Raw genomic sequence first — 21136 nt, forward strand, 5'->3', positions numbered from 1 at the left:
ATAGTGTCTATCAGAGCAAAAGTTGCATTAGCCCTCGCTTGTGCTCTCTGTATCTGTAACCTAACAAATCAGCTAAAATAATTGTATTAGATAACTTTATATAGAGGATGAATTAATGGACAGCTACATGGAGCCAGATCTGGAGAAAACTTATATAAGCCCCAGCTTGCCATCTTTTGGTAACAAAGATTTGAAAATACGAATTGCCTCAAAAGCGATAGTTAGTAATGAAGGATATGAGTTCGCAAAAATTAAGGATGAAATTATACTCAGGCACAAGCTAGATGCATCAACTTATATAACAGCGAAGTTTTTTGAAAGTAGCAAGGAAATATTTGTTCTATCTATTCAAAAGTTTTCCACGCAAACTGGACAGCCTTATGGTTCTGGTTTTTCTTTTATAGGTGATGAAATTGGTAAGTTTATTGAATTTCTAGCTAACATTAATTCAATGGGCTTTAACGGCAATGGTCCCATGAAAATTACGGATGAGGAGCTTAGGGAAATCGTTTTAACTAATAACCAAGCTTCACAACTTTTAAATGGGAATGAGGTGGCTATCTCTGAGGCGCTTAAAACACATGTGACTAAAAAAGATATTATATCAATAGCATACCGTAAAAAACAACTTGATACATTTAATCGACTTCTTAATGATGAAGCATTTTTTGAATATGCTAAGAAAGAAAAAAACTGTTCGAATGAGGCTTTGTGGCAAAAGTTTTTTGAAAAAAATCCTTGGATTTTTGGATATGGATTAAGTTATATCTACTTATCAAGTTTGAACGATAAGAAAATAGAGCAAGTTGTTCAGGGAGTGCAGGTTGGCCAACATGGAAAACGAGTTGATGGATTGCTGAAAACAAGAGGTGCAATTTCTAATCTATGTTTCGTTGAAATAAAAACAAATACAACTGGTTTACTAGCTAATACTCCATATCGCTCAGGTTGTTGGGCCCCATCTAGTGAATTAACTGGTGCGGTGGCACAAATTCAAGGGACAGTTTCTTACGCTATGGATTCAATAAAAAGGAATTTAAATTTAACAGATTTTTATGGGGATCCAACGGGGGAGGAGCTATTTAATTTTAATCCAAAATCATTTTTGGTTGTAGGTAATCTCTCTCAGTTTTCATCTGATAATGGTATCAATCATGATAAATTGCGGTCGTTTGAAAATTTTAGAAGCAATTTGATACGTCCAGAAGTTATCACTTTTGATGAGCTGTATGAAAGAGCTCGGTTTATTGTTGCATTTAGCGAAAATATATGATCTCTTTTTTATATGAAAACTATAGATACCCCATAATGATCAAGGGGCTACAAATATTGTGGCTCCATGAACTGTATCCCTAATTATTTATTTTCGAAGCCCGTCCACGCTTTCTGGTGGTAGGTTCATTACTGTTCTAATGCTGGTTCCAATGCTGCGAATAATGTCTTCGCGTGGGCCGCTGCGCCAGTCATCGCTTGCATAAAAAGCATTGAGAATCGCAGCCATTTTTTCAGCGCTGTCAAAGGCGCGAATCAGGTAGTAGCAATCCGGATCATGAAGCGAGTTACCAAACGACACGACATCGATCCCGTGTCATTGGTGTAGGGGAACACTGATTTCCTGCATGATGGCATGAAAAGCGGCACCGCTGCCTTTGCGTAAGGTGTATTGCAGTATTTCGACGATTCTCAAGCGTTATCTCCGTGTCGTCTCTGAGCGACTCCTGGCTAATAGCAATAAAGTAAACCGGACCGGGCCATGAAGCTACTACTAATCAGACAGTTCAGTCATCCGTAAGCAGAAGCAGCAAGCCCCCTCAGACGCGCTGGGAAGCTCTCTGGCGAGTTTTTTAAATAAGGTAGTGGAAATCATGGTGCAAAATTCGCGGCGCTCTCATAGAGTTCCTGGCGTAGCCAAGTGAAACAGGTTGCATTCGAATGGAATCAAAATGCCGCGTGATAACCTGTCATAACTATATTATGCGGCCACACATAATCCCGGCTATAAAAGCTCAAAAACTTCTCCGGCAAGTTTTTGAGCTGATGGCTGTTACCAGTCTTTTGCAGCAGAGCTACTTTCAGTCAAGATCTCACGTTTGTATTGTTCAACAATATCATTCAACGCTTTTTTAGCTTTTGCTTGTCCACCAACAGTCATATTTGGCGAATCTATAGCAGGGAACGCAATCCCGCTGGCTACATGAGCCGGACGATAAATGTGGATATCATCAAAGGTAATGCGTGCTTTATCATCCTTTGTGTCGATTTTCATAGTGAATTTATATCGAACATCTTCATTAGCCAAGCAATCATTAAAACCGTCACATGGGTATTTAACATTCCCTTTACCAACAATCGAACCTTCTTCTTTATCGGCATATTGAATCACGCTGTTAGAATCAGTGAAGGCCTTTGCAACCCAAATTTTGGAACTGCTGTAAAGTGCATCCTTTTTAACCCCGGGAACGTTAACAACACTGACTATACTACCCAGCGGTTGTTTAGCTGCTTCCATATCTGGTGAGGTCACACAACCAGTCAACACTGTAATACTGGATGCAATTAAACTTGCTAAAATAGCTTTCATCATTACTTTGTTCATTCGATTTGTCCTTAGCGCATTTTTATTAAGTGCAGTATGTAAATATGGCGCGGAATGAAGTTGGTTTCTCAAAGCCGCAGGAAAGGTCTCGCTTTTCTATTGTCAGCCATAGTGGATATAGGCCATAACAGCGACAGCAACGAGTGCGCCAAAACGTAATAAGCCTTTACGATGCTTGGTTACCCATTTCCGCTCGTAACGCAGCGGCGTGTAGAATGGAGTTACCCATTTAAGGAACTCTGCGTTGAGGTTGTCCAAAGACACTTCGGGTTCTTTAAGATTGCTGGCGACGATGTATTGGCGTCGTAGTAAATCGACCCGGCAGTTACCGATGCGTTCTCTTTCAGTTGTAAGCTCAGACTCATCAACGAAATTAAACGACTCTATGACAACTTGGTGTGCGGCCTGTAAATCTTTATGGGTGACAAAAGCATCACAGGTGATCAGGCTCCCTTGAGAGGTGAATGTCTGGAGGTCGATGCCGTGAGTTGCTTGTAAATTATCAATTAGTTGTTGTCTGATGCCTCTATCAAATGGCCGGATGTAACCCCATTTGGGATCGATATCTCGACCACACTCCACATAGCTGAAAAACTCGCCTTCTATGGAATTGCCATGCCAATCAAAGCGCACATAACCATCCGGTTGGGCTTGGTAATAACTGGATACGGGCATAAGCTTCCTTGAGAAAGACGATCAGAAAATTCCTAAGTAGCTAATTGAACTATGTGGGAGAGAATTTTTCAACAATGTTTATCTGCAAGTATAAGGATGATTTTGCAACCCCCGAAGTTTTTGAACGCAATGCCTAAGAGGGGGGCTTCCAAACCTAGGACCTCCACTTTTTCGCGCCCAGCTTATTTGGCTGCATTTGCACCGCGAACACGTTGAAGGTTAACAATGTTTGGTTCGTGTTTGATTGAAAGGAACAGCAACCAACAAACAGTGATAACTACGGTATGTAAGCTAATAGTTGAGTTGCTATATATAGTTATTAAGAGAACTGCATCCAGACCAGCAGGAATGCGGCTTCTTTCTTGCTGATTGTCACTTTTTTTTGGAATAGGGGAACGGGCCGCGGCTCAAACGTTGAGACGGCGTAAAGCACCTTTGACGGAGTTTTGCAGATTGTTAACAACCGCCAGATGAGAGCTTTCTTTACGCAGGCGCTTATCACCGTTGACCATCATCCAGCTACGTTTATCCCTACGGCCGATATTATCGAAAGAATGCAATCCGCGTTCGGCTGTAGCATCGTTCACCTTACGAACCGCATTGATAGCGGTAACCCGGAACATATCACCGTTAGCCATCATTTCAGGTTCAATTGGTTTGCGAAATTTGAACAGGTGAGTGAGGGTTTCAAATCGAAAGCGCTGCATGTCGCTAAGACGGTGAAGAGAGTAGTGAGTGAGCGCTGCACCTTTTAACGTGACTTCAACACGAGCGCGTTGCTCTTCTACAGGTAGTTTCTGACCGTTGTCAGTGCGTTTGTAGTAGACCTGCCACGAGATGTTGTCCCACTTGTTACCTGTCCTGAAGTTTCGATATGGAGTGATACGTGTTCCGGGGAAAAGGTAGACGTTTTTCCACGAAGTGGGATTGAATTGCCTTGGTCGGGTTCCGTTACTAAATAGGCTTGTCTGAAGCCGATAGGTCATTGCTCTTGTCGCTGATACTGACCGTTGCTTATGCCTGAAATCGCAGAAAACTTCGACTCCCACGATTTGCGGCTCATGCACAAAGGGGAAACGGTTTTGCAGTGATTTGAGTGCCGTTTCCAGCTTCCCGCAATGTTTTACCAGTAGATCGCGGAAGCGAATCCGAAACACATCGTTAGTGTTGCTTATCATGGGCTTTACCCACGGTTTTATGTTGTTACCGGGACGGAGTTCGCGTGATGTCAACTTTGAGATACGTAGGCCGCAGGGTTCAACCCAGAGTTTTAATCCAGTGAGTTTATGTAGTTCGTCTTGGATGAAGCGATACTGGGTCCGTTTGGATAAACTGACTTTTATGTCCAGCCAGTCGATCCCGGCTGAAACCTTAAAGGATTTGCGGTCTGCTTCGGTAGCTTTGCATTTTCGACTTTTCATAGTGCGACCTTATTGAACGAAACCTCAAAAAACGCCCATAGGGTCATTAGCTGATGGGGGAATTTGAGTGTGTTTTGAGCAAGGTAGCACAACGATTTTCTTATAAAAACCTTATTTTTCATGGGACTGCGTTCAGTTTTTGAAAGCACTCATCGTCATTGGTTTAAAGGTATGAGAACACTGTCATTTTTCATATATAAAGGATGCCTTGGCTCACCTGTGGCGTTTAAGACGAAGCACATTGCGCTCGCTGGTAATAGCTGACGGATGGCCATTGAGCGTTTAAGGTGTCTGCCTTCGTTTCCCCATGCAGCAACGATAAGGCCTGCTCCGTCGATAAGTCGCATTAAGTGGCTGTCGTTGTCGGCTCCAATAGGGTCGGCTGCTTTCATCATCTCAAAGCGGTCGGTATGAACGAAAGCAAAAAGGTTGGCCATATAGACACCACCGTAGCCCCAGCTCTTGGCAAACGATATGCAACGGCTCAATGTTTGATCATCGTTCTCAACATCGGCGTATGAAGGGTTTAGCCCAATGAAAAGGGTATATGGTTTTGATGCGTCCCAGATCCGTGATAACGAGTAGCGATACTTTCTACACGGTGAAAATATAGCGTCTTTGATCATTTCCTGTGTCCTTATGAAGTGATGGATTCAGCCTAACAGGTTTACACGTAGTTTAAGCGCCAAAAAACGACCGTTTTCCGACACCTTCCAATCGCGTGCTTTCATACTGTTGGAAAATTAGCCTTGGCTTTTCTGGCAGGCCATCCTAATGTTGGCCTCGTTTTCTGGCAGGGGCCGGATGAGGAGATGACTATGGCGATTTTTGGCTACGGGCGTGTTTCGACATCGCAACAGGATACTGAGAACCAACGGCTGGAACTTGGGCAGGCTGGGTGGCAAATTGATTACTGGTTCGCTGATGTTGTTAGCGGGAAGGTTCCGGCAATGCAACGTAAAGCGTTTTCTGAAATGCTCAATAAAATCCGTGATGGTGAAACGTTGGTGGTAGCGAAACTTGATCGTCTGGGGCGTGATGCGATTGACGTCCTGCAAACGATAAAGGCGCTGGCTGAGCGTAATATCAAAGTCATTGTCCACCAGCTTGGCACAACTGATCTCACCTCTGCTGCCGGTAAGCTTCTGTTGTCGATGCTGGCAGCAGTTGCGGAGATGGAGCGTGACTTGCTAATTGAACGCACTCAGGCGGGGCTGTCACGAGCAAAAGCCGAAGGCAAGAAGCTGGGAAGACCGTCGAAAATAGCGCCTGAAGCCCGTGACGCGATTGTAGAGAAAAAGTATAGCGGAACCAGTGTCAGTGCGTTAGCACGAGAATATGGCGTTTCTAGAGCGACTATAGCGTCTATCATGTCTTTAAACGAGAGCAGAGTGTCACAGAATGAGAAGGATGAGATTGATGTCATTTATAAGGTGTTGTAGATTTTCTGAGTAGCTCATGATCGTCATAATGAGATAAGAGCGTAGTAATCATTATAGGGGGTGTAAATGTCGCTTGTTCTTCCTGTGAGATTAGATAGCGAAATATTAATTTCGAACGGAAATGATTATTTCTCGATAACTCAATTAACAGATTTTTATATAACTGGTAATTATAGGTTTTTTGATTTGTCTGGGATGCCAACAAAGGTGAATGGTTATGACTCTTCAAATGAAAATGAAGGTAGAGGACTGAGGGTAACCAATCTATGTGGGATTCTAAATGGAGAATTTCTTAAGCTATGTCCAAAATGTGGTGAGGCCAAGAACTTTTATCATTATGGAGCTTCATATAGAACGACTAATGAGAAAAGAGACCAAAGTGAATGTGAGGTTTGTAGAGGTAATTATTAAAAAATTAAATGTTGCTAGGTGGTTTTTATGACAAGAGTAACTTCTGAATCCCACATTGGCGAGCTAGGTTCAGCGTTTTTACAATATCTATGTAGCAAACAAGAAGTAATTTACCGTCCAGTTAGGATTTTTGATGTTGGTATAGATGCGTTTATTGAGCCTCAAGTGGGCAATATTGCTACAGGAGCAATGATAGGAGTTCAAATAAAAACAGGGAAAAGTTTTAAAACGAGTTCAGGTCGTTATTCTTTCAAAAGTGATAAAGCTCATTTTGAATATTGGTCTAGATGCACTTTACCTATAATAGGTGTCGTCTATGATCCTGAGGATGAAAAAGGTGTTTGGGTTAATTTGAGCGATATAGCTAAGGACAGGCTTACCAATAAAGGGCCATGGGTAATTAATCTTTCGGTTCAAGAACACTTATTAGACTCTGACAGCTTGCAAACCCTTATTGATAGCGCTGAATTAACAAGGATTAAGAAAGATTTTATTAAATTTTCTTACTTAACCATGCCTCAATCGAATCAAAAGAAAGAGAAAGATTCATTTCAAAATTTAAGCACCATCTCATCTCATACTGCATGGGATGAACTATTAGATACTTTTCTTTCCCTTCTTTATGATGACAGAATTGTTGCTGATGCTGGTTATAGATTAAGTTTATATTTCCCGAAGGAAAAAAGTGATTTTCGCTACCAATATATAATAAAAAGATTGTCTTTGCTTAATGATGTCCAGTTAATCAAAATGATATTTTCAGTGAAGGTTGCATTGGATGATTGTTATGAGCATGTGGCGGAGCATATATGTAATATAATGAGATACATTCCAGATATATGTTTAAGGTTGGAAAGTATTATCTTCAACAATAATTTGAGTAATGATTTGAATGCTGTTGCTATTCAATTGATTGAATCTTTATCAGAATATGAACGTCAAGATTTATGGGACATGATTAGTAATAAAAGGTTGTTGTAACATGATTTCTATATTTTTGGGGGCCGGTTTTTCTAAATGGGCTTTCGATTTGCCACTGGTAAGTCAGCTTTTTGATTTTAATATCTCTTACCTTACTGCCTCAGAAGAGAAAAAGCTCTATCTAATTAAGGAGGATTGGTCTGTCTGGATACAAAAAAATCCGGAAGCAACATACGAAAATTTTGTTTATTGGTGTATTAATAAATCTTCTCACCGTAGGAGCAGAGTTGTTTGGTATGTTAATAGAAGGTTAACTGAACCATTCATTACTAGGATTCGTGGTGGATATTCTGCTGCTATGTTCGATGAAAAAATTGTGAAACAAAATGAAAGGATAGTTTTTTTACGTAATTTATTTAATGAGCTAGAGCGGGCTGGTTTAAAAAATATCATTACTTGTAATTATGATAATATTGTCGAGTATATCCTAGGTTGCTCTGGATTTAATTATGGTATAAAAAATGAAATTTTAGTGGGAAGAGGAAGAAATCCACAATTTCCTTGGCAAAATGCAGATGTGAGAGTTACTGGTGAGAACCTGCTGGCTAAATTACATGGCTCTTTATCGTGGGACAAATATAATAAATACACCAGCGGCAAACCTGGCAGGACAGGGAAAGCTTTAATTTTTCCCCCTGCTCCTGAAAAAGAACCTCCGCTTGAATTACTAGATGTTTGGACATTTGCTAGGAATGCCTTAGCCAATAGCAAAGTCTTAATTGTTTTTGGTTTTTCTTTTAATGCGTATGATAATGCTTTGCTGAATCTATTGAGGGAAAGTGGCTCGAATTTGAAAAAGGTAATTTTGATAGATCCCTATCCGAAAGTTGATGAGGCCAAATGTCTTTGGCCTTCGGCATCAATAGAGACTATCAACCCCTTAAATGATATTGTTTTTCCGGAAAAGTGGTTCGAAATATTATGAGCAGGTTGCTTAATTTATTCAAATGAAGCTGCGATTACTTCCCCGGTATTGGCGTTGAAAACACAAAAATACTGAAGCGGTATTTGCATCCCAAGACTGTTAATAGCCTTAGCCTGTTGTCCAAATGCTTGAATCGTTTTCTTTTTCTCGTCGTGCCATAAGTAAGTTCCGAAAACCGGTTGAGCTTCACTTTCCTGCCACACATGGCGACACGTCACTTCATTGTCCATTACCTGCTTGCACTGTCTGACGGGGTTGTGGTGCGCTTTTGCATAGCATTCCGGTGTATTATCTGAGCAAGAAGCACCTTGCTTTTCTGTTGTGTGTTCTGCACTCACAGCAGAAAACGCACACACTCCCAGCACCAAAGCGAGAGTTCCCAAAATGCCCCATGATATTGCTCGTATGCTGCTGATCTGCCGTTTTATTGAAACGTGAGCAACTATGTTGTAACTGGCCCAGCTAAGCACGGCTCCCGCTGCCATCGGTAATATGAAGCCTGATTCCGTCATGATTCCCTCATTTGCCAAACAACATCACAGCTTGTAGTGAGTGCTGGAGACACTTAACCAGTGATGACCATCATACGGTTTTGATTTTATTTGTCACTATTGGTATTCATTTTGAATCTATTTGGTGTAGTGATACAGGCTTCTTGCGAGGGAGATTGTGCTCACAAATAGAGCTTTTAGATTCAAAATGTCTCATATAGAGCGTGGCCTTACAGTGGTCAAAACTGCACATTCAGTGCATGAAAAAGACCTTGAGAATAGAGTTTGGCGAGCGGGTAAAAGAACTCCGCATAGCCACCGGATTGAGCCAGGAAGCCTTTGCTGATCGGTGTGGGTTTGCACGTAGCTATATGAGCAGAATTGAACGTGGTGGCTCTAATGCGTCTCTGGACGCGATTGAGGTGCTGGCTAACGCTTTGAGCGTTGAGCCGTGGCAGTTATTAGCGTCTGGCTCATCTGAAGATAACGACCCGGAACTGTTGGTTCCATACGCGGCCGATGGTTCCTGTTTTCACCCCGGTTTGGCGAGCACCCGTGATGGTTCGTTTGGAGTAGGTGATAAAGCGGCTCAGAAGCGTTTTGGCACGTTTTCTGAAGCTCTTGAGTATCTCCGTAGCATGGAGACAGCAAAATGGCGTAGGCCCAATGCCAGTGGCAACTGGGGTATTGTTTCGGCAGTGCGGTGGGGCAAACTGAGAAAGTGAAGTAAGTGTAAGTTTATAAATTCTGGATGCTGTATTAATGAACAGACTTCTTTGGCAAAAGATGAGACACCTATGAATCAGTCTTACTCTTCTATAAGAGTCGACAAAACATCAAAATCCAGGTGCGTTACGTAGGCGTTACAGTGGCATTTCACTTCGGCAATGGAGAGTGTTTTTGAAAAATAATCATTTAACATCATATGATTGGCTAAATGCGCTGAATAATCTTGAATTGCTGTCACTTCATTCCGAAATATTAACGCAGTTGCGTTCTAGAGGTGTCATTCGCACCAAGAATAATCCTGTTGGTGACTATGCTGAATGGCTGGTTTCTAATGCACTGGGTATGACTCTTCTCAGTAATTCCTCGGCGGGTGCTGATGCCATTGATGCTGATGGCCTGAAAGTGCAGATCAAAGCTAGGAGAGTTACGCCGGATAATCCTTCCCGGCAGCTTAGTGCCTTGCGTAACTATGAGGCAGCCGATTTTGATTATTTAATCGCGGTTATTTTCGATGAGACTTACAACATTCTTGATGCTTACAAAATCCCACATGAAGTAATACGAGATTATGCACGGCATAGTGACCACGTTAACGCACATATCGTTAACCTCAAGGGCGCGATTCTTACTGATCCCCGAGTTAGTTCCATCAAAGAAGACTTGATTGTCAGGAGTTCGGCTTCAGTCAATGAAGCGGCTATGCAAACCCTTCCACCCGAACCTGTGGAAGAGGTTTTGAATCAACCAGAGAAGATAACGAGTAGTGTTACCCTGGTCAGCCTCCTTAAGGCTATTGGAATGGAGTGTTTCGTAAACTACTACCATCATTTTGCCGATTCAAATTTACCAAGCGCTTATATCATTGAGCAAATGCACTCACGTGAGGGTTATACAGAGAAAAGTTGCCGGAGCCGTCTCAGTAAAGCGCGAAAAGTGATCAGGGATGGTTTAAGTATTGAGGCTTTGACGTTGATCGCTGACTCTGGGCGAATACAAGATTCTGTCAGAAGTGACGCGCTAAAACTTATCAGCGTTCTGGAGTGAAGCGGTTTGCAAAACGTTGTAGTTCCTCCTACAAAACCCTCCTACAATGCATCACGTTTTTGTTAATAAATCCATGGGATTACGAGAACTTTGGAGCGGGGGTGATTTCCCTTCGCCCGCTCCAAACTCAAGTCTCCTGAAGTCTACCCAACTCAATTTTCCTTTGATAAATCAGCCGTTATAGCATTCTGTTAGTCTATTGAACTCCGACGGAGGACTCCACTTTGGTTGCGGGATTGGCGTTTTGCGCTGCTGGCGCTGGAGTAGTAGCGTTTAGTGATATTTTCGCACTTATCCTGTTTCCGCAGGATGAGTGATTTTACGCAACCGGCTCGCGCTGACGACGACCGATACCGCAGAGGCCGCGGCGGCGCTCCACAGCGCAACATGAATTGACCTTTCATCTGCTGCCAGCAGAACGCCTACGGCGGCGGCTCCCAGGCACTGCCCGAAAGTGCGCATAATGGATAAAACACCGGACGCATAACTCGCGTGCTCACGAATAACGTTTGAGAGCATTTCCCGGTTATTGGGACTCTGAAAGCAGCCAAACCCTATTCCGCATACCAGACTTCGCAGGCAGATATCCCACATTGAAGGGCTGGCGGGTAACGTCGCCAGCAGGATCAAACCGACGACAAATATCACCAGCCCCAGGGTGGATATCGCCGGGGCTGATATCGTGTCCGCCCAACGGCCTGCATGCGGCGCAATCAGCACGATCCCTAACGGCCACGGCGTAAACAGCAGGGCAGACACTACCGGACTGTAGCCGTATTCGATCTGAAACAGGAAGGGTAGCGCAATAAAGGTGATCCCCTGGCTGACAAAAGCAACCATCGACGTGAAAGCCGCGAGGGTAAAACGTTCATTTTTAAACATGCTCGGCGGCAGTAAGGGATGACCCGCACGGCGGATTTGCCAGATAAAAGCCATGCCGCTCAGCGCAGCGAGAGCCATCCAGCAAAGGCTGCCAAATTGAGAAGTAGCGTTCTGTAGGCTGTTCGCCGCCATGATCGTCGAACCCAACAGCAGTGCCGACAATATGGCGCCCAGGGTGTCGAAGGGCGCCTGCATACGGATCGCATCCCGCGGCAGCGCTCTGACCGCCAGCAGTAAGGCGAGGGTGCCGGGAAGAACGTTTATCGCAAACAGCCATTGCCAGCTCAGGGTGTGAAGGATCGTACCGCCCAATACCGGGCCGATAGCGGAGCTGGAGGCAATGAGCAGGGCATGGAACCCCAGAATGCGGCCAAGTAATCGTCCGGGAAATACGGACCTGAGTATTGCGGGGGCAATACTCAGCGTCGCCGCGCCGCCGATCCCCTGAAGCACGCGCATACCGATAAGCACTTCGGGCTTATTCGCCAGCGCGCAACCCAGTGATGTCAGGGTAAAGGTCGTCAGGCCCGCCAGAAATACGGGGCGATAACCCAGACGGGCCGCAAGCGCCGCGAATATCGCCAGCGTCATCGCAGCCGCCAGCAGATACCCGTTGGCGAACCAGACGGCAATACCGGCAGGTACCTGCATATCCTGAGCCATTGAGGGCAGGGCAATGTTGATCATGGTGCCATCAAACACGCCCATTAAGGTGGTGGTCATTATTGCGGCCATCACCCGTGCGCGCGCCGGGCCAGGCAGTCCTTCGTCGCCGGGTTGGCTGGAAAAGAGCGTCATCATTTGTCCTCTGAGAAGAGTGTATGGATGACAAAACTATAAAGATGGCTTTTACCGGGCGGAAGGCGCACTATTTTCACTTTATTGTTGCATCAAACGCCTTATCTTAATGTGCTGGGAGAAAGGGGAATGTCTGATTCCGATTTTAATTTGCTGGTAGCACTCGACATATTGCTGAGTGAAGCGAGTGTCGCAGGTGCGGCACGTCGTCTGAACCTCAGCACCTCAGCCATGAGCCGGACATTAAGCAGGTTACGCGATGTCACAGGAGACCCGATCCTGGTGCGCGCCGGGCGTAACATGGTACTGACCCCGTGGGCCGAAGCGACCCGGGATCGCGCCAGGCGTGCAGTGCACGATGCCAGGGCGGTATTGCAGCCCTCAACTGAAACGTTCTGCGCGCGAAGTCTGGCGCGTCTTTTTACCATCAGGGCAAACGATGGTTTTGTGGTGGCGTTTGGGCCTGCGCTCATCGCAGCGGTTGCCGACGCCGCGCCGGACGTCTGTATACGCTTCGCGCCTAAGCCGGAAAAAACGTCGCGCTATCTTCGGGAAGGGCTGGTTGATCTGGAGATTGGCGTTCAGAGTAATATGGGGCCAGAAATACGGCTGCAACGACTGTTTGAGGATCGGTTTGTTGGCGTCGTGCGTAAAGGGCACCCGCTGGCTGAGCAGGCAGAAATAGGCGTGGGTGATTATGTCGCCTGGGGTCATGTGGTAGCGTCACCAGAGGGCGCGTTGCACGGATCCGTTGACGATGCGCTGGCCGAACTGGGGACAAAACGTAAAATTGCGAGCGTCGTACCGGGATTTCCGACAGCACTGTCCGTGGCGTTGGAATCGGATCTTATCGCCATGATACCCGCACTCTATTTACTCAATCAGCAGGTAACGGACCAGGTACACGTTTTCGAGCTGCCGTTCAAAAGCCGTCGTATTACGGTATCGCAGATGTGGCACCCAAGAATGGAACGCGACCCCGGTCACAGCTGGCTGAGAGAGCAAATTCTTGCGATATGCGGTGTGGCCAGGTCAGTCATGGCTAAGGAGCCTGTATAGCGATTGCTATAACATCAACTTATATTAAATTAACAACACAATACATTGATATTTAAGATAAAATAAATTAAGTGTAGTAGCTGAATTAAGATGGCGATCTCTGACCAAATAGACATGTCCGCGCTACAGTCTCGCCACAGCGATCGCTGCTTTCAAAGGATGAGACTCATGACGGCATATGGAACGGAAATTTTCTCAATGAGCGATCTGAACAGACTCACGATCGAAGTCTCCATACTTCAATTGACCCTTTATGTTCTTTCTGCGAGACCTAATCGAAAGCCCTCGTGCTACCTTTAAATTAACAATTAACGACGAATAAAGGACAGCTTCCCTGTCCTTTATTCTTTTTTATTCAGCTTTGCTCTCGCGCGATCGCAACACTTCACCGACCACCGGGGCGGCGGTAAACGCATTTGGCCATCCCGCGTAGAACGCTGCCTGGGCGACCACTTCTCCGGCCTCTTCAGCCGAAAGCCCATTATCCATGGCCCTGTTTAGGTGGTAGCCAATCTGCGCGCTCTGTCCGGCGGCGATTAACGCGCTGACCGTCACCAGGCTTCTGTCGCGGGGCGTAAGCGCGGGCCGTTGCCAGAGGTCGAGAAACAGCGGGTCGGCGGTAAATTTAACCAGGCCAGGCGAAATGGGACCGACATTTTTCTCCACGGTGTCTGCACGCTGTTTCTCTACCTGTTCATTGAGAGGCAGCAGCGTTGGCGAGGCGGCGGGCAGGGCCTCTGTCGTGATGCCCCTGGCTTCAAAGATGGCTTTCGCGACGCTGACGGTTGATATTGCATTGGGCCAACCTGAGTAGAACGCCAGATGGGTAATGATCTCTGATACTTCGGCTGGCGTCACGCCGCTATCGAGTGCAACTTCAATATAGTGCTTAAGCTCGCCAGGCTGGTTGCGGGCAATCAGCATCGCCACCGTCACGATGCTGCGGTCGCGGGCGGACAGGGCGTCACGTTGCCAGAGGTCGTTGGTAATCGCTTCACGGCCAAAGCGTGCCAGCGCCGGGGAGACCGCGTGAATGTCAGCGTCCGAAAGAGTGAAAGCCCTGATTGATTTTCTGATAGCGCATACCGCGGAATGAAGGCTATTTTGCGAGCGAAATGTCTGAAGGCGCCGGCCCTGTCTTTCCCTCTGCCTTAACCCTATACTCCCTGCGGATAAAGCGGTTTTTTATCGCGGCGCATGTTGCCGTGCAACGGCTTATCCCATCGTCAACGCGATGGGCGGGGAATTTCACTAAAGGAGAGGCAGCAATGGGCAGACGCTTAATGGTCTGTGTGTTCGCGCTGGTGGCGTTTTCAGCCACTGCAGCGCATGGTCATCACGGCCAGTCGGTAATATCGGGCGCCGACGGCGGCAACGGTTCGGACGGCGGCAGTAGCGATAACTCCTCGGGGCGGGCAGGGTGCCCGGGCGGCACCGATCCCGATAAGCATGGCCAATTTTATCTGCCCGGGACCCGCGAACCCTGCAATCCTGGCCCCCAGGATGCAGAGAAAGTCGGGTCTTCCCGCTAGCGTTCAGCTCAGATCGTGCAGCGCCTTGTCCAGCGGTGGGGAAAGCTGAATATCCAGAAAGGCAACCGCCAGTCCGCCACGCTCCGGTGAGCAGCACATGACGCCGGCTTTCACCGGGCCTGGCGGAAAGTAGCCGAGCCGCAGCAGCGGCCAGCGCTCGCCGTCGGTCGAATACTGCAGCCTTAACGCATCGCCCTTGCGGGTCAGCCGCAGCCAGAAGGTGCGTGGGTCGCCGGGAAAAGCCCGGTGGCCCAGTCGGAGTGATTCAGCGTCAGTACGCTGCCGATGGCCGGGGCATCGTCATAGAATTCAATTCCCGCCTTCAGCCAGGTCTGCTCGTCCGCCATCATCATCAGCCCGGCCTGGTCGTAAAGCGTGGTGAAATCCGCACAGATTTTTGCCTGCAGGGTAAAATCGCCCTCCACCTCAGCGGCATAAAGATGGCCGGAGAAGCGCTCGAAGCCATACCAGGTATGGCGCCAGAAGTCGGTATGCTTATCGGTAACGACCGTCAGGCCGTCGGCATCGCGGCGCCACTCGGCAGGTTCATTGATCCAGTGAAAGGACGGCTGCATGTTTCCTCCGGGACAGGCTTATAACAGCGACTGCAGCGCGGGGGACGCCATGCTGGCCTCAAAGGGGATAATCTCCGTATGGGCGAGACCCAGCTGCTGGAAGGGATCCTGGCTCAGACGCGATTCCAGAATTTCCCGGCTGTCGCATTTCGCCAGAATCACCCCGCCGGTGCGGGGAATACGGCGGCCGGAGGTGAGAAAGAGGCCGTCAGCATAGCCTTTTTTGAGCCATTCGACGTGGGCGGGGATCGCGCTGTCAATCTCTTCGAGCGGTTTTATATACGTTAAAACAACCACATAAATCGTACTCATCCTGAAAACCCTGTCAATCCGATGGGATCTTCAGCCTGACACATTTCGATGATGGTTAAAAGAAAACGTGGCATTTTTGCGTGCTATTGAGCAGGAGGCACATGTTGCAACGGTATGGAGATTTATCGCGGCTGTGAAAACACATATGTTTTTTCGAATGCATATTGATCTTTGTTCGTGGTCCCGTATGCTGTCCGTCACGCTTGAGGAGAAACCATGTCTTTATTGCCCCTGCAACTGTTCAAAAACCTCGCCGATGAAACCCGGCTGGGGATCGTGCTGTTGCTCAAGGCGCGGGGAGAGCTGTGCGTGTGCGATCTCTGTATGGCGCTCGCCCAGTCCCAGCCCAAGATCTCCCGCCATCTGGCAATGCTGCGGGAGAGCGGGCTGCTGCTGGATCGAAAACAGGGTAAGTGGGTCCATTATCGCCTCTCTCCGCAGATGCCGGCCTGGGCGGCGCAGGTGATTGAGCAGGCCTGGCTAAGTCAGCAGGACGAGGTGCGGCTGATGGTCAGCAGACTGACTGACGGGCCGGGTTGTCGGTAAAAAAATTATCTTAACATATATGATTTTTCGAATGTGATTGGTGAGGGAACGATGTTGCTGGCAGGTGCGATTTTTGTCCTGACCCTGGTGCTGGTGATCTGGCAGCCGCGGGGGTTAGGGAGCGGCTGGAGCGCGGCCTTTGGCGCGGCGCTGGCGCTGGTCACCGGTGGAGTACAGATAGCCGATATCCCGGTGGTGTGGCATATCGTCTGGAATGCCACCGCCACGTTTATCGCCGTGATCATTATCAGCCTGCTGCTCGACGAGTCCGGCTTTTTTGAATGGGCCGCGCTACACGTTTCCCGCTGGGGAAGAGGGCGGGGTCGTCTGCTGTTTACCTGGATTATCCTGCTCGGTGCGGCGGTGGCGGCGCTGTTTGCCAACGACGGCGCGGCGCTGATCCTCACGCCCATCGTAATTGCTATGCTGCGGGCGCTGGGTTTCAGTAAGGGAACGATGCTGGCCTTTGTCATGGCAGCCGGGTTTATTGCCGATACCGCCAGCCTGCCGCTGGTGGTGTCAAATCTGGTGAATATCGTTTCGGCAGATTTCTTTGCCATTGGCTTCAGGGAGTACGCTTCGGTGATGGTGCCGGTCGATCTCGCGGCGATCCTCTCCACCCTGGCGATGCTGCACCTGTTCTTTCGCAAGGATATCCCGCCGGCCTGGGATATGGCGTTACTGAAAGCGCCGGCCACGGCGATAAAAGATACGGCGACGTTCCGCACCGGCTGGGGCGTGCTGCTGCTGTTGCTGGTCGGCTTTTTCGTTCTTGACCCGCTGGGGATCCCGGTCAGCGCCATCGCGGCGCCGGGAGCGGGGATCCTGTTTGCTGTCGCGAAGCGCGGGCGGGTGATAAACACCGGCAAGGTGCTGCGCGGCGCCCCATGGCAGATTGTGATCTTCTCGCTGGGGATGTATCTGGTGGTGTATGGCCTGCGAAACGCCGGATTAACGGATTATCTGACCACGGTGCTGAACATGCTGGCGGAGCGCGGGCTCTGGGCCGCAACGCTGGGCACCGGTATCCTGTCGGCCTTCCTCTCTTCGATCATGAATAATATGCCCAGCGTGCTGGTCGGCGCCTTGTCGATTGATGGCAGCGCGGCAACAGGGACGATCAAAGAGGCCATGATATATGCCAACGTCATCGGCTGCGATCTGGGGCCCAAAATCACGCCGATTGGTAGCCTGGCCACGCTGCTCTGGCTGCATGTGCTGACGCAGAAGCACATTACCATCGGTTGGGGGTATTATTTCCGCTGCGGCATCATCATGACCCTGCCGGTGCTGCTGGTAACGCTGGCCGCGCTGGCGCTGCGTCTCTCCTTCAATCAGCCATGAGAACGTGCTATGAGCATCACCATTTACCATAACCCTGAATGCGGCACCTCGCGTAATACCCTGGCGCTGATCCGCAACAGCGGCGCTGAGCCCACCATTATTTATTATCTGGAGACGCCGCCGTCGCGCGATGAGCTGCGCCAGCTGATCGCTGCGATGGCGATCCCGGTGCGGGCGCTGCTGCGGCAAAACGTCGAACCCTACGATGCGCTGGGCCTGGCGGAAGAGCGGTTTACAGATGACCAGTTAATCGACTTTATGCTCCAGCATCCGATCCTGATCAACCGTCCGATCGTGGTGACGCCCCGGGGCACCCGGCTCTGCCGCCCGTCAGAGGTGGTGCTGGAGATCCTGACGGCGCCGCAAAAAGGCGCCTTCGTGAAGGAAGACGGTGAGCGCGTCATTGATCGGACGGGGCAGCGTGTGAAATAGCGCGCAAAATGGCGCCGGCTGTAGCAGCCGGCAAGCCATGTGCATCCTGCCTCGCGGGAGGCTCTCCGGGTGTGAAGCACCTGGATGGCTGAACAATATTCTCCCTTAGCGCTATTTCTGCCTCCTCAGGCCCGTTTCCCTTACTTTTCCTGTCGTTATATGCCCTGCCTGCACCGACGGTTTTTGACCTTTGTTACTCAATCAACTTACTGTTTTTAATAAATAAAATTATGTATTCTTTACAATGGCATAATGTCAACGCCGTTTGCGCTTTTGCGAACATTAAATCTATAAAACTAGATGTTTGTCGACTTTTCATCTAAAAAGGGAAGGTAAGGGGCTGGACAAAACCACTGCATGGTTATCAAATGGTTAAAAATGCTCGTTCCTGATGTTAAGACAAACAAATTATAAATCGTCAGCCCGCTTTATACGGTTAACTTGCGCTGCGGTGCACCTTATCTGGAGAATTTATGCATTCCTCTGTTAATAAAAACGAAAGCCGTACCTTTTTCGGCCATCCTTATCCGCTGGGCTCCCTGTTCTTCACCGAAATGTGGGAGCGCTTCTCGTTTTACGGCATCCGCCCCTTACTGATCCTGTTTATGGCGGCGACGGTTTACGACGGCGGAATGGGGCTGGCGCGGGAGAACGCCTCGGCGATCGTCGGGATTTTTGCCGGCAGTATGTATCTGGCCGCGCTGCCGGGCGGCTGGCTGGCGGATAACTGGCTTGGCCAGCAGCGCGCCGTCTGGTACGGCTCGATTCTGATCGCCCTCGGGCACCTGTCGATCGCCCTGTCGGCATGGCTGGGCAACGACCTGTTCTTTATCGGCCTGATGTTTATCGTCCTCGGTTCCGGGTTGTTTAAAACCTGTATCTCGGTGATGGTCGGCACTCTGTATAAAAAAGGCGACGCGCGCCGCGACGGCGGTTTCTCGCTGTTCTACATGGGGATCAACATCGGCTCGTTTATCGCGCCTTTGATCTCCGGCTGGCTGATTAAATCCCATGGCTGGCACTGGGGCTTCGGCATCGGGGGGATCGGGATGCTGGTGGCGCTGATCATTTTCCGTGTCTTTGCCGTGCCGTCGATGAAGCGCTATGACGCAGAGGTCGGCCTCGATTCCACCTGGAACAGCCCGGTGGCGAAAAAGAATGGCGTTGGGGCGTGGCTGCTGGCGCTGGCGCTGGGAGTGGCTGTGGTGGTCACGCTCATTAGCCTGGGCACGATCGTGATTAACCCGGTGGCGGTGGCCAGCGTGCTGGTCTATGTGATTGCCGCTTCCGTAGCGCTCTATTTCATCTGGCTGTTCGTCTTCGCCGGCCTGAACCGTAAAGAGCGGGCGCGCCTGCTGGTGTGCTTTATTTTGCTGGTCTCGGCGGCCTTTTTCTGGTCGGCATTTGAACAGAAACCAACCTCATTCAACCTGTTTGCTAACGACTATACCAACCGGATGATCGGCGATTTTGAGATCCCCGCGGTCTGGTTCCAGTCGATTAACGCCTTATTTATCATTCTCCTCGCACCGGTATTCAGCTGGGCGTGGCCAGCGCTGGCGCGTAAAAACGTTCGTCCGGGCAGCATGACCAAATTCGTCATTGGCATCCTGTGCGCGGCGGCGGGCTTTGGCCTGATGATGCTGGCGGCGCAGAACGTCCTGAACAACGGCGGGGCCGGTGTGTCGCCGCTGTGGCTGGTGGGCAGCATCCTGATGCTGACGCTCGGCGAACTGTGCCTGAGCCCGATTGGTCTGGCGACCATGACCCTGCTGGCGCCGGAGAGAATGCGCGGCCAGATGATGGGGCTGTGGTTCTGCGCCAGCGCGCTGGGTAACCTGGCGGCGGGCCTGATTGGCGGTCACGTGAAGGCCGATCAGCTGTCGCTGCTGCCGGACCTCTTCGCCCGCTGCTCCATCGCGCTGCTGATCTGCGCCGCCGTGCTGGCCGTGCTGATTGTCCCGGTCCGCCGGATGCTGGAGAACAGTCAGTCCAGCGGCGCGCAAAAATCCGTCAGCAACGCCTGACGCGATCCTCAGGCCGGTCCCGCGGGACCGGCTTGTTTTTTGTCCAACCCCCGCCCCGGCAGTGTAAAATCCCCTTTTCTGAATGCGCGATGTCCCATAACGTGAGCGTGTTCTTTGAAATCACGTCGCTTTCCGGTCCATAGTGTAGTCAGGTTTACTATGTGGTTAATATAAGGACACACCTATGCCAGCAGTCATTGATAAAGCATTGGATTTCATTGGTGGTATGAATACGTCTGAGCCAGTACCACAGTCTATGGATGAAAGTACCGCGAAGGGAATTCTCAAATATTTGAAAGAGCTGGGCGTGCCAGCCAGCCCGGCCGACGTCGCTGAGCGCGGTCAGCAGCAAGGCTGGAGCGCCGGGTTTACCGACAAAGTGGCGGAGTGGGCTGAACGGGTCGCCGCCGGCGAACGGCTGGTGATTAAACATCCGGAATTCTTTTCCACCTACATGCGGGAAGAGCTGCGCGCCCTGGTGTAATCGCCGCGCATTAACCCCGCATCTTCTGTTTAATGCCTTCCCCACCGGGGAAGGCATTCTGGCTGATGACAAACCTGTTTCATTATTGTGCCCGCATTTCTGCCGGGTGGCGGCTTTCGCCTTACCCGGCCTACGAAAGACCGCAATATCAAACTGTTATGCGGTTGGCTGTAGGCCCGCGCAAGCGCAGCGCCGCCGGGCAATCCCTGAAGACGGTTTAATGGCTTCCCCACCGGGGAAGGCATTCTGGCTGATGACAAACCTGTTTCATTATTCTGCCCGCATTTCTGCCGGGTGGCGGCTTTCTCCTTACCCGGCCTACGAAAGACGACAATATCAACCCGTTATGCGGTTGGCCGTAGGCCCGCGCAAGCGCAGCGCCGCCGGGCAATCCCTGAAGACGGTTTAATGGCTTCCCCACCGGGGAAGG

General features: G+C 49.4%; 22 protein-coding genes and 2 pseudogenes. 14 read left to right on the forward strand and 10 right to left on the reverse strand.

Features of this window, described 5'->3' with window-relative positions:
- Positions 1–115: 115 nt before the first annotated feature.
- Entirely contained in the window at positions 116–1273 is a 1158-nt protein-coding gene (locus K5R89_RS01710) for a Shedu immune nuclease family protein (RefSeq protein ID WP_087826630.1), read from the forward strand.
- An 87-nt stretch (positions 1274–1360) separates the two neighbouring features.
- Here the strand turns inward: K5R89_RS01710 and K5R89_RS01715 are convergent, their stop codons facing one another.
- The 5 genes from K5R89_RS01715 to K5R89_RS01735 form a co-directional block, all read right to left on the reverse strand.
- On the reverse strand, positions 1361–1582 hold the full coding sequence (locus tag K5R89_RS01715; protein WP_225319974.1) for an NIPSNAP family protein: 222 nt from the start codon (positions 1580–1582) through the stop codon (positions 1361–1363).
- A 462-nt stretch (positions 1583–2044) separates the two neighbouring features.
- A complete protein-coding gene (locus K5R89_RS01720) occupies positions 2045–2596 on the reverse strand; it encodes a DUF4468 domain-containing protein (protein ID WP_087826628.1) in 552 nt (183 codons plus the stop codon).
- Between the two features lie 102 nt (positions 2597–2698).
- Positions 2699–3271 carry a hypothetical protein gene (locus K5R89_RS01725; protein ID WP_062773135.1) on the reverse strand — a complete coding sequence of 191 codons (573 nt, stop codon included), beginning with the start codon at positions 3269–3271 and terminating at the stop codon, positions 2699–2701.
- Between the two features lie 407 nt (positions 3272–3678).
- On the reverse strand, positions 3679–4692 hold the full coding sequence (locus K5R89_RS01730) for a hypothetical protein (protein WP_101989436.1): 1014 nt from the start codon (positions 4690–4692) through the stop codon (positions 3679–3681).
- Positions 4693–4847: 155 nt separating this feature from the next.
- A complete protein-coding gene (locus K5R89_RS01735) occupies positions 4848–5318 on the reverse strand; it encodes a DUF1643 domain-containing protein (RefSeq protein ID WP_062773141.1) in 471 nt (156 codons plus the stop codon).
- 192 nt (positions 5319–5510) lie between these two features.
- On the opposite strand from K5R89_RS01735, the gene K5R89_RS01740 reads away from it, so the two are divergent.
- The 4 genes from K5R89_RS01740 (at position 5511) to K5R89_RS01755 (ending at position 8451) form a co-directional block, all read left to right on the forward strand.
- Positions 5511–6134 carry a recombinase family protein gene (locus K5R89_RS01740; protein WP_227523326.1) on the forward strand — a complete coding sequence of 208 codons (624 nt, stop codon included), beginning with the start codon at positions 5511–5513 and terminating at the stop codon, positions 6132–6134.
- Positions 6135–6200: 66 nt separating this feature from the next.
- Positions 6201–6545, forward strand: coding sequence for a hypothetical protein (locus K5R89_RS01745; protein WP_137910575.1), 345 nt, complete (start codon positions 6201–6203; stop codon positions 6543–6545).
- A 27-nt stretch (positions 6546–6572) separates the two neighbouring features.
- On the forward strand, positions 6573–7526 hold the full coding sequence (locus tag K5R89_RS01750; RefSeq protein ID WP_087826624.1) for a DUF4365 domain-containing protein: 954 nt from the start codon (positions 6573–6575) through the stop codon (positions 7524–7526).
- Position 7527: 1 nt separating this feature from the next.
- On the forward strand, positions 7528–8451 hold the full coding sequence (locus K5R89_RS01755) for an SIR2 family protein (RefSeq protein ID WP_217259123.1): 924 nt from the start codon (positions 7528–7530) through the stop codon (positions 8449–8451).
- A 14-nt stretch (positions 8452–8465) separates the two neighbouring features.
- Here K5R89_RS01755 and K5R89_RS01760 read toward each other — a convergent pair whose 3' ends face one another.
- The gene (locus K5R89_RS01760; RefSeq protein WP_087826620.1) at positions 8466–8963 is read right to left on the reverse strand and encodes a hypothetical protein; all 498 of its coding nucleotides are present in this window, start codon (positions 8961–8963) and stop codon (positions 8466–8468) included.
- A gap of 239 nt (positions 8964–9202) precedes the next feature.
- Here K5R89_RS01760 and K5R89_RS01765 point away from each other — a divergent pair, with 239 nt between their 5' ends.
- Together K5R89_RS01765 and K5R89_RS01770 are read left to right on the forward strand one after the other, a co-directional pair.
- Positions 9203–9667: a helix-turn-helix domain-containing protein gene (locus K5R89_RS01765; RefSeq protein WP_217259122.1), complete on the forward strand. Its 465-nt coding sequence runs from the start codon at positions 9203–9205 to the stop codon at positions 9665–9667.
- Positions 9668–9836: 169 nt separating this feature from the next.
- Entirely contained in the window at positions 9837–10715 is an 879-nt protein-coding gene (locus K5R89_RS01770; RefSeq protein ID WP_244350885.1) for a hypothetical protein, read from the forward strand.
- Positions 10716–11006: 291 nt separating this feature from the next.
- On the opposite strand, the gene K5R89_RS01775 is transcribed toward K5R89_RS01770, so the two are convergent.
- Positions 11007–12395: an MFS transporter gene (locus K5R89_RS01775; RefSeq protein ID WP_087826619.1), complete on the reverse strand. Its 1389-nt coding sequence runs from the start codon at positions 12393–12395 to the stop codon at positions 11007–11009.
- 129 nt (positions 12396–12524) lie between these two features.
- Here K5R89_RS01775 and K5R89_RS01780 point away from each other — a divergent pair, with 129 nt between their 5' ends.
- Positions 12525–13454: a LysR family transcriptional regulator gene (locus tag K5R89_RS01780; RefSeq protein WP_217259121.1), complete on the forward strand. Its 930-nt coding sequence runs from the start codon at positions 12525–12527 to the stop codon at positions 13452–13454.
- A 351-nt stretch (positions 13455–13805) separates the two neighbouring features.
- On the opposite strand, the pseudogene K5R89_RS01785 reads toward K5R89_RS01780, so the two are convergent.
- Positions 13806–14507: pseudogene (locus K5R89_RS01785) on the reverse strand (carboxymuconolactone decarboxylase family protein); the annotation flags it as partial.
- A 215-nt stretch (positions 14508–14722) separates the two neighbouring features.
- Between K5R89_RS01785 and K5R89_RS01790 the strand changes: the two are divergent.
- The gene (locus K5R89_RS01790) at positions 14723–14986 is read left to right on the forward strand and encodes a hypothetical protein (protein ID WP_064155554.1); all 264 of its coding nucleotides are present in this window, start codon (positions 14723–14725) and stop codon (positions 14984–14986) included.
- A gap of 3 nt (positions 14987–14989) precedes the next feature.
- Here the strand turns inward: K5R89_RS01790 and K5R89_RS01795 are convergent.
- Positions 14990–15561 (reverse strand): annotated as a pseudogene (locus K5R89_RS01795) (DUF1349 domain-containing protein).
- 18 nt (positions 15562–15579) lie between these two features.
- Positions 15580–15873, reverse strand: a complete 294-nt coding sequence (locus K5R89_RS01800; protein ID WP_048298243.1) for a YciI family protein — start codon at positions 15871–15873, stop codon at positions 15580–15582.
- 216 nt (positions 15874–16089) lie between these two features.
- Here K5R89_RS01800 and K5R89_RS01805 point away from each other — a divergent pair, with 216 nt between their 5' ends.
- From K5R89_RS01805 to K5R89_RS01825, 5 genes are all read left to right on the forward strand, one after another.
- A complete protein-coding gene (locus K5R89_RS01805) occupies positions 16090–16419 on the forward strand; it encodes a metalloregulator ArsR/SmtB family transcription factor (RefSeq protein ID WP_044524659.1) in 330 nt (109 codons plus the stop codon).
- Positions 16420–16470: 51 nt separating this feature from the next.
- Positions 16471–17763 (forward strand): arsenic transporter, encoded by a 1293-nt coding sequence (locus tag K5R89_RS01810; protein WP_087826616.1) that lies wholly within the window; start codon positions 16471–16473, stop codon positions 17761–17763.
- Positions 17764–17772: 9 nt separating this feature from the next.
- The gene (gene arsC, locus K5R89_RS01815; RefSeq protein ID WP_086074981.1) at positions 17773–18195 is read left to right on the forward strand and encodes a glutaredoxin-dependent arsenate reductase; all 423 of its coding nucleotides are present in this window, start codon (positions 17773–17775) and stop codon (positions 18193–18195) included.
- A 473-nt stretch (positions 18196–18668) separates the two neighbouring features.
- The gene (locus K5R89_RS01820; RefSeq protein WP_086074982.1) at positions 18669–20222 is read left to right on the forward strand and encodes a peptide MFS transporter; all 1554 of its coding nucleotides are present in this window, start codon (positions 18669–18671) and stop codon (positions 20220–20222) included.
- Positions 20223–20406: 184 nt separating this feature from the next.
- Complete coding sequence (locus K5R89_RS01825; protein WP_004205347.1) at positions 20407–20706, forward strand: DUF1889 family protein; 300 nt, start codon at positions 20407–20409, stop codon at positions 20704–20706.
- Positions 20707–21136: the final 430 nt, after the last annotated feature.

The sequence above is a fragment of the Klebsiella sp. TF21-TM genome, assembly GCF_019753495.1.
Taxonomy (GTDB): Bacteria; Pseudomonadota; Gammaproteobacteria; order Enterobacterales; family Enterobacteriaceae; genus Klebsiella; species Klebsiella quasipneumoniae.

Coding starts and splice junctions, on each gene's coding strand:
- K5R89_RS01775 (WP_087826619.1), bottom strand. CDS start 12,395: ATGACGCTCTTTTCCAGCCAACCCGGCGACGAAGGACTGCCTGGCCCG.
- K5R89_RS01810 (WP_087826616.1), top strand. CDS start 16,471: ATGTTGCTGGCAGGTGCGATTTTTGTCCTGACCCTGGTGCTGGTGATC.
- K5R89_RS01820 (WP_086074982.1), top strand. CDS start 18,669: ATGCATTCCTCTGTTAATAAAAACGAAAGCCGTACCTTTTTCGGCCAT.
- K5R89_RS01735 (WP_062773141.1), bottom strand. CDS start 5,318: ATGATCAAAGACGCTATATTTTCACCGTGTAGAAAGTATCGCTACTCG.
- K5R89_RS01800 (WP_048298243.1), bottom strand. CDS start 15,873: ATGAGTACGATTTATGTGGTTGTTTTAACGTATATAAAACCGCTCGAA.
- K5R89_RS01780 (WP_217259121.1), top strand. CDS start 12,525: ATGTCTGATTCCGATTTTAATTTGCTGGTAGCACTCGACATATTGCTG.
- K5R89_RS01825 (WP_004205347.1), top strand. CDS start 20,407: ATGCCAGCAGTCATTGATAAAGCATTGGATTTCATTGGTGGTATGAAT.
- K5R89_RS01790 (WP_064155554.1), top strand. CDS start 14,723: ATGGGCAGACGCTTAATGGTCTGTGTGTTCGCGCTGGTGGCGTTTTCA.
- K5R89_RS01755 (WP_217259123.1), top strand. CDS start 7,528: ATGATTTCTATATTTTTGGGGGCCGGTTTTTCTAAATGGGCTTTCGAT.
- K5R89_RS01760 (WP_087826620.1), bottom strand. CDS start 8,963: ATGACGGAATCAGGCTTCATATTACCGATGGCAGCGGGAGCCGTGCTT.
- arsC (WP_086074981.1), top strand. CDS start 17,773: ATGAGCATCACCATTTACCATAACCCTGAATGCGGCACCTCGCGTAAT.
- K5R89_RS01805 (WP_044524659.1), top strand. CDS start 16,090: ATGTCTTTATTGCCCCTGCAACTGTTCAAAAACCTCGCCGATGAAACC.
- K5R89_RS01750 (WP_087826624.1), top strand. CDS start 6,573: ATGACAAGAGTAACTTCTGAATCCCACATTGGCGAGCTAGGTTCAGCG.
- K5R89_RS01765 (WP_217259122.1), top strand. CDS start 9,203: ATGAAAAAGACCTTGAGAATAGAGTTTGGCGAGCGGGTAAAAGAACTC.
- K5R89_RS01720 (WP_087826628.1), bottom strand. CDS start 2,596: ATGAACAAAGTAATGATGAAAGCTATTTTAGCAAGTTTAATTGCATCC.
- K5R89_RS01745 (WP_137910575.1), top strand. CDS start 6,201: ATGTCGCTTGTTCTTCCTGTGAGATTAGATAGCGAAATATTAATTTCG.
- K5R89_RS01725 (WP_062773135.1), bottom strand. CDS start 3,271: ATGCCCGTATCCAGTTATTACCAAGCCCAACCGGATGGTTATGTGCGC.
- K5R89_RS01730 (WP_101989436.1), bottom strand. CDS start 4,692: ATGAAAAGTCGAAAATGCAAAGCTACCGAAGCAGACCGCAAATCCTTT.
- K5R89_RS01740 (WP_227523326.1), top strand. CDS start 5,511: ATGGCGATTTTTGGCTACGGGCGTGTTTCGACATCGCAACAGGATACT.
- K5R89_RS01710 (WP_087826630.1), top strand. CDS start 116: ATGGACAGCTACATGGAGCCAGATCTGGAGAAAACTTATATAAGCCCC.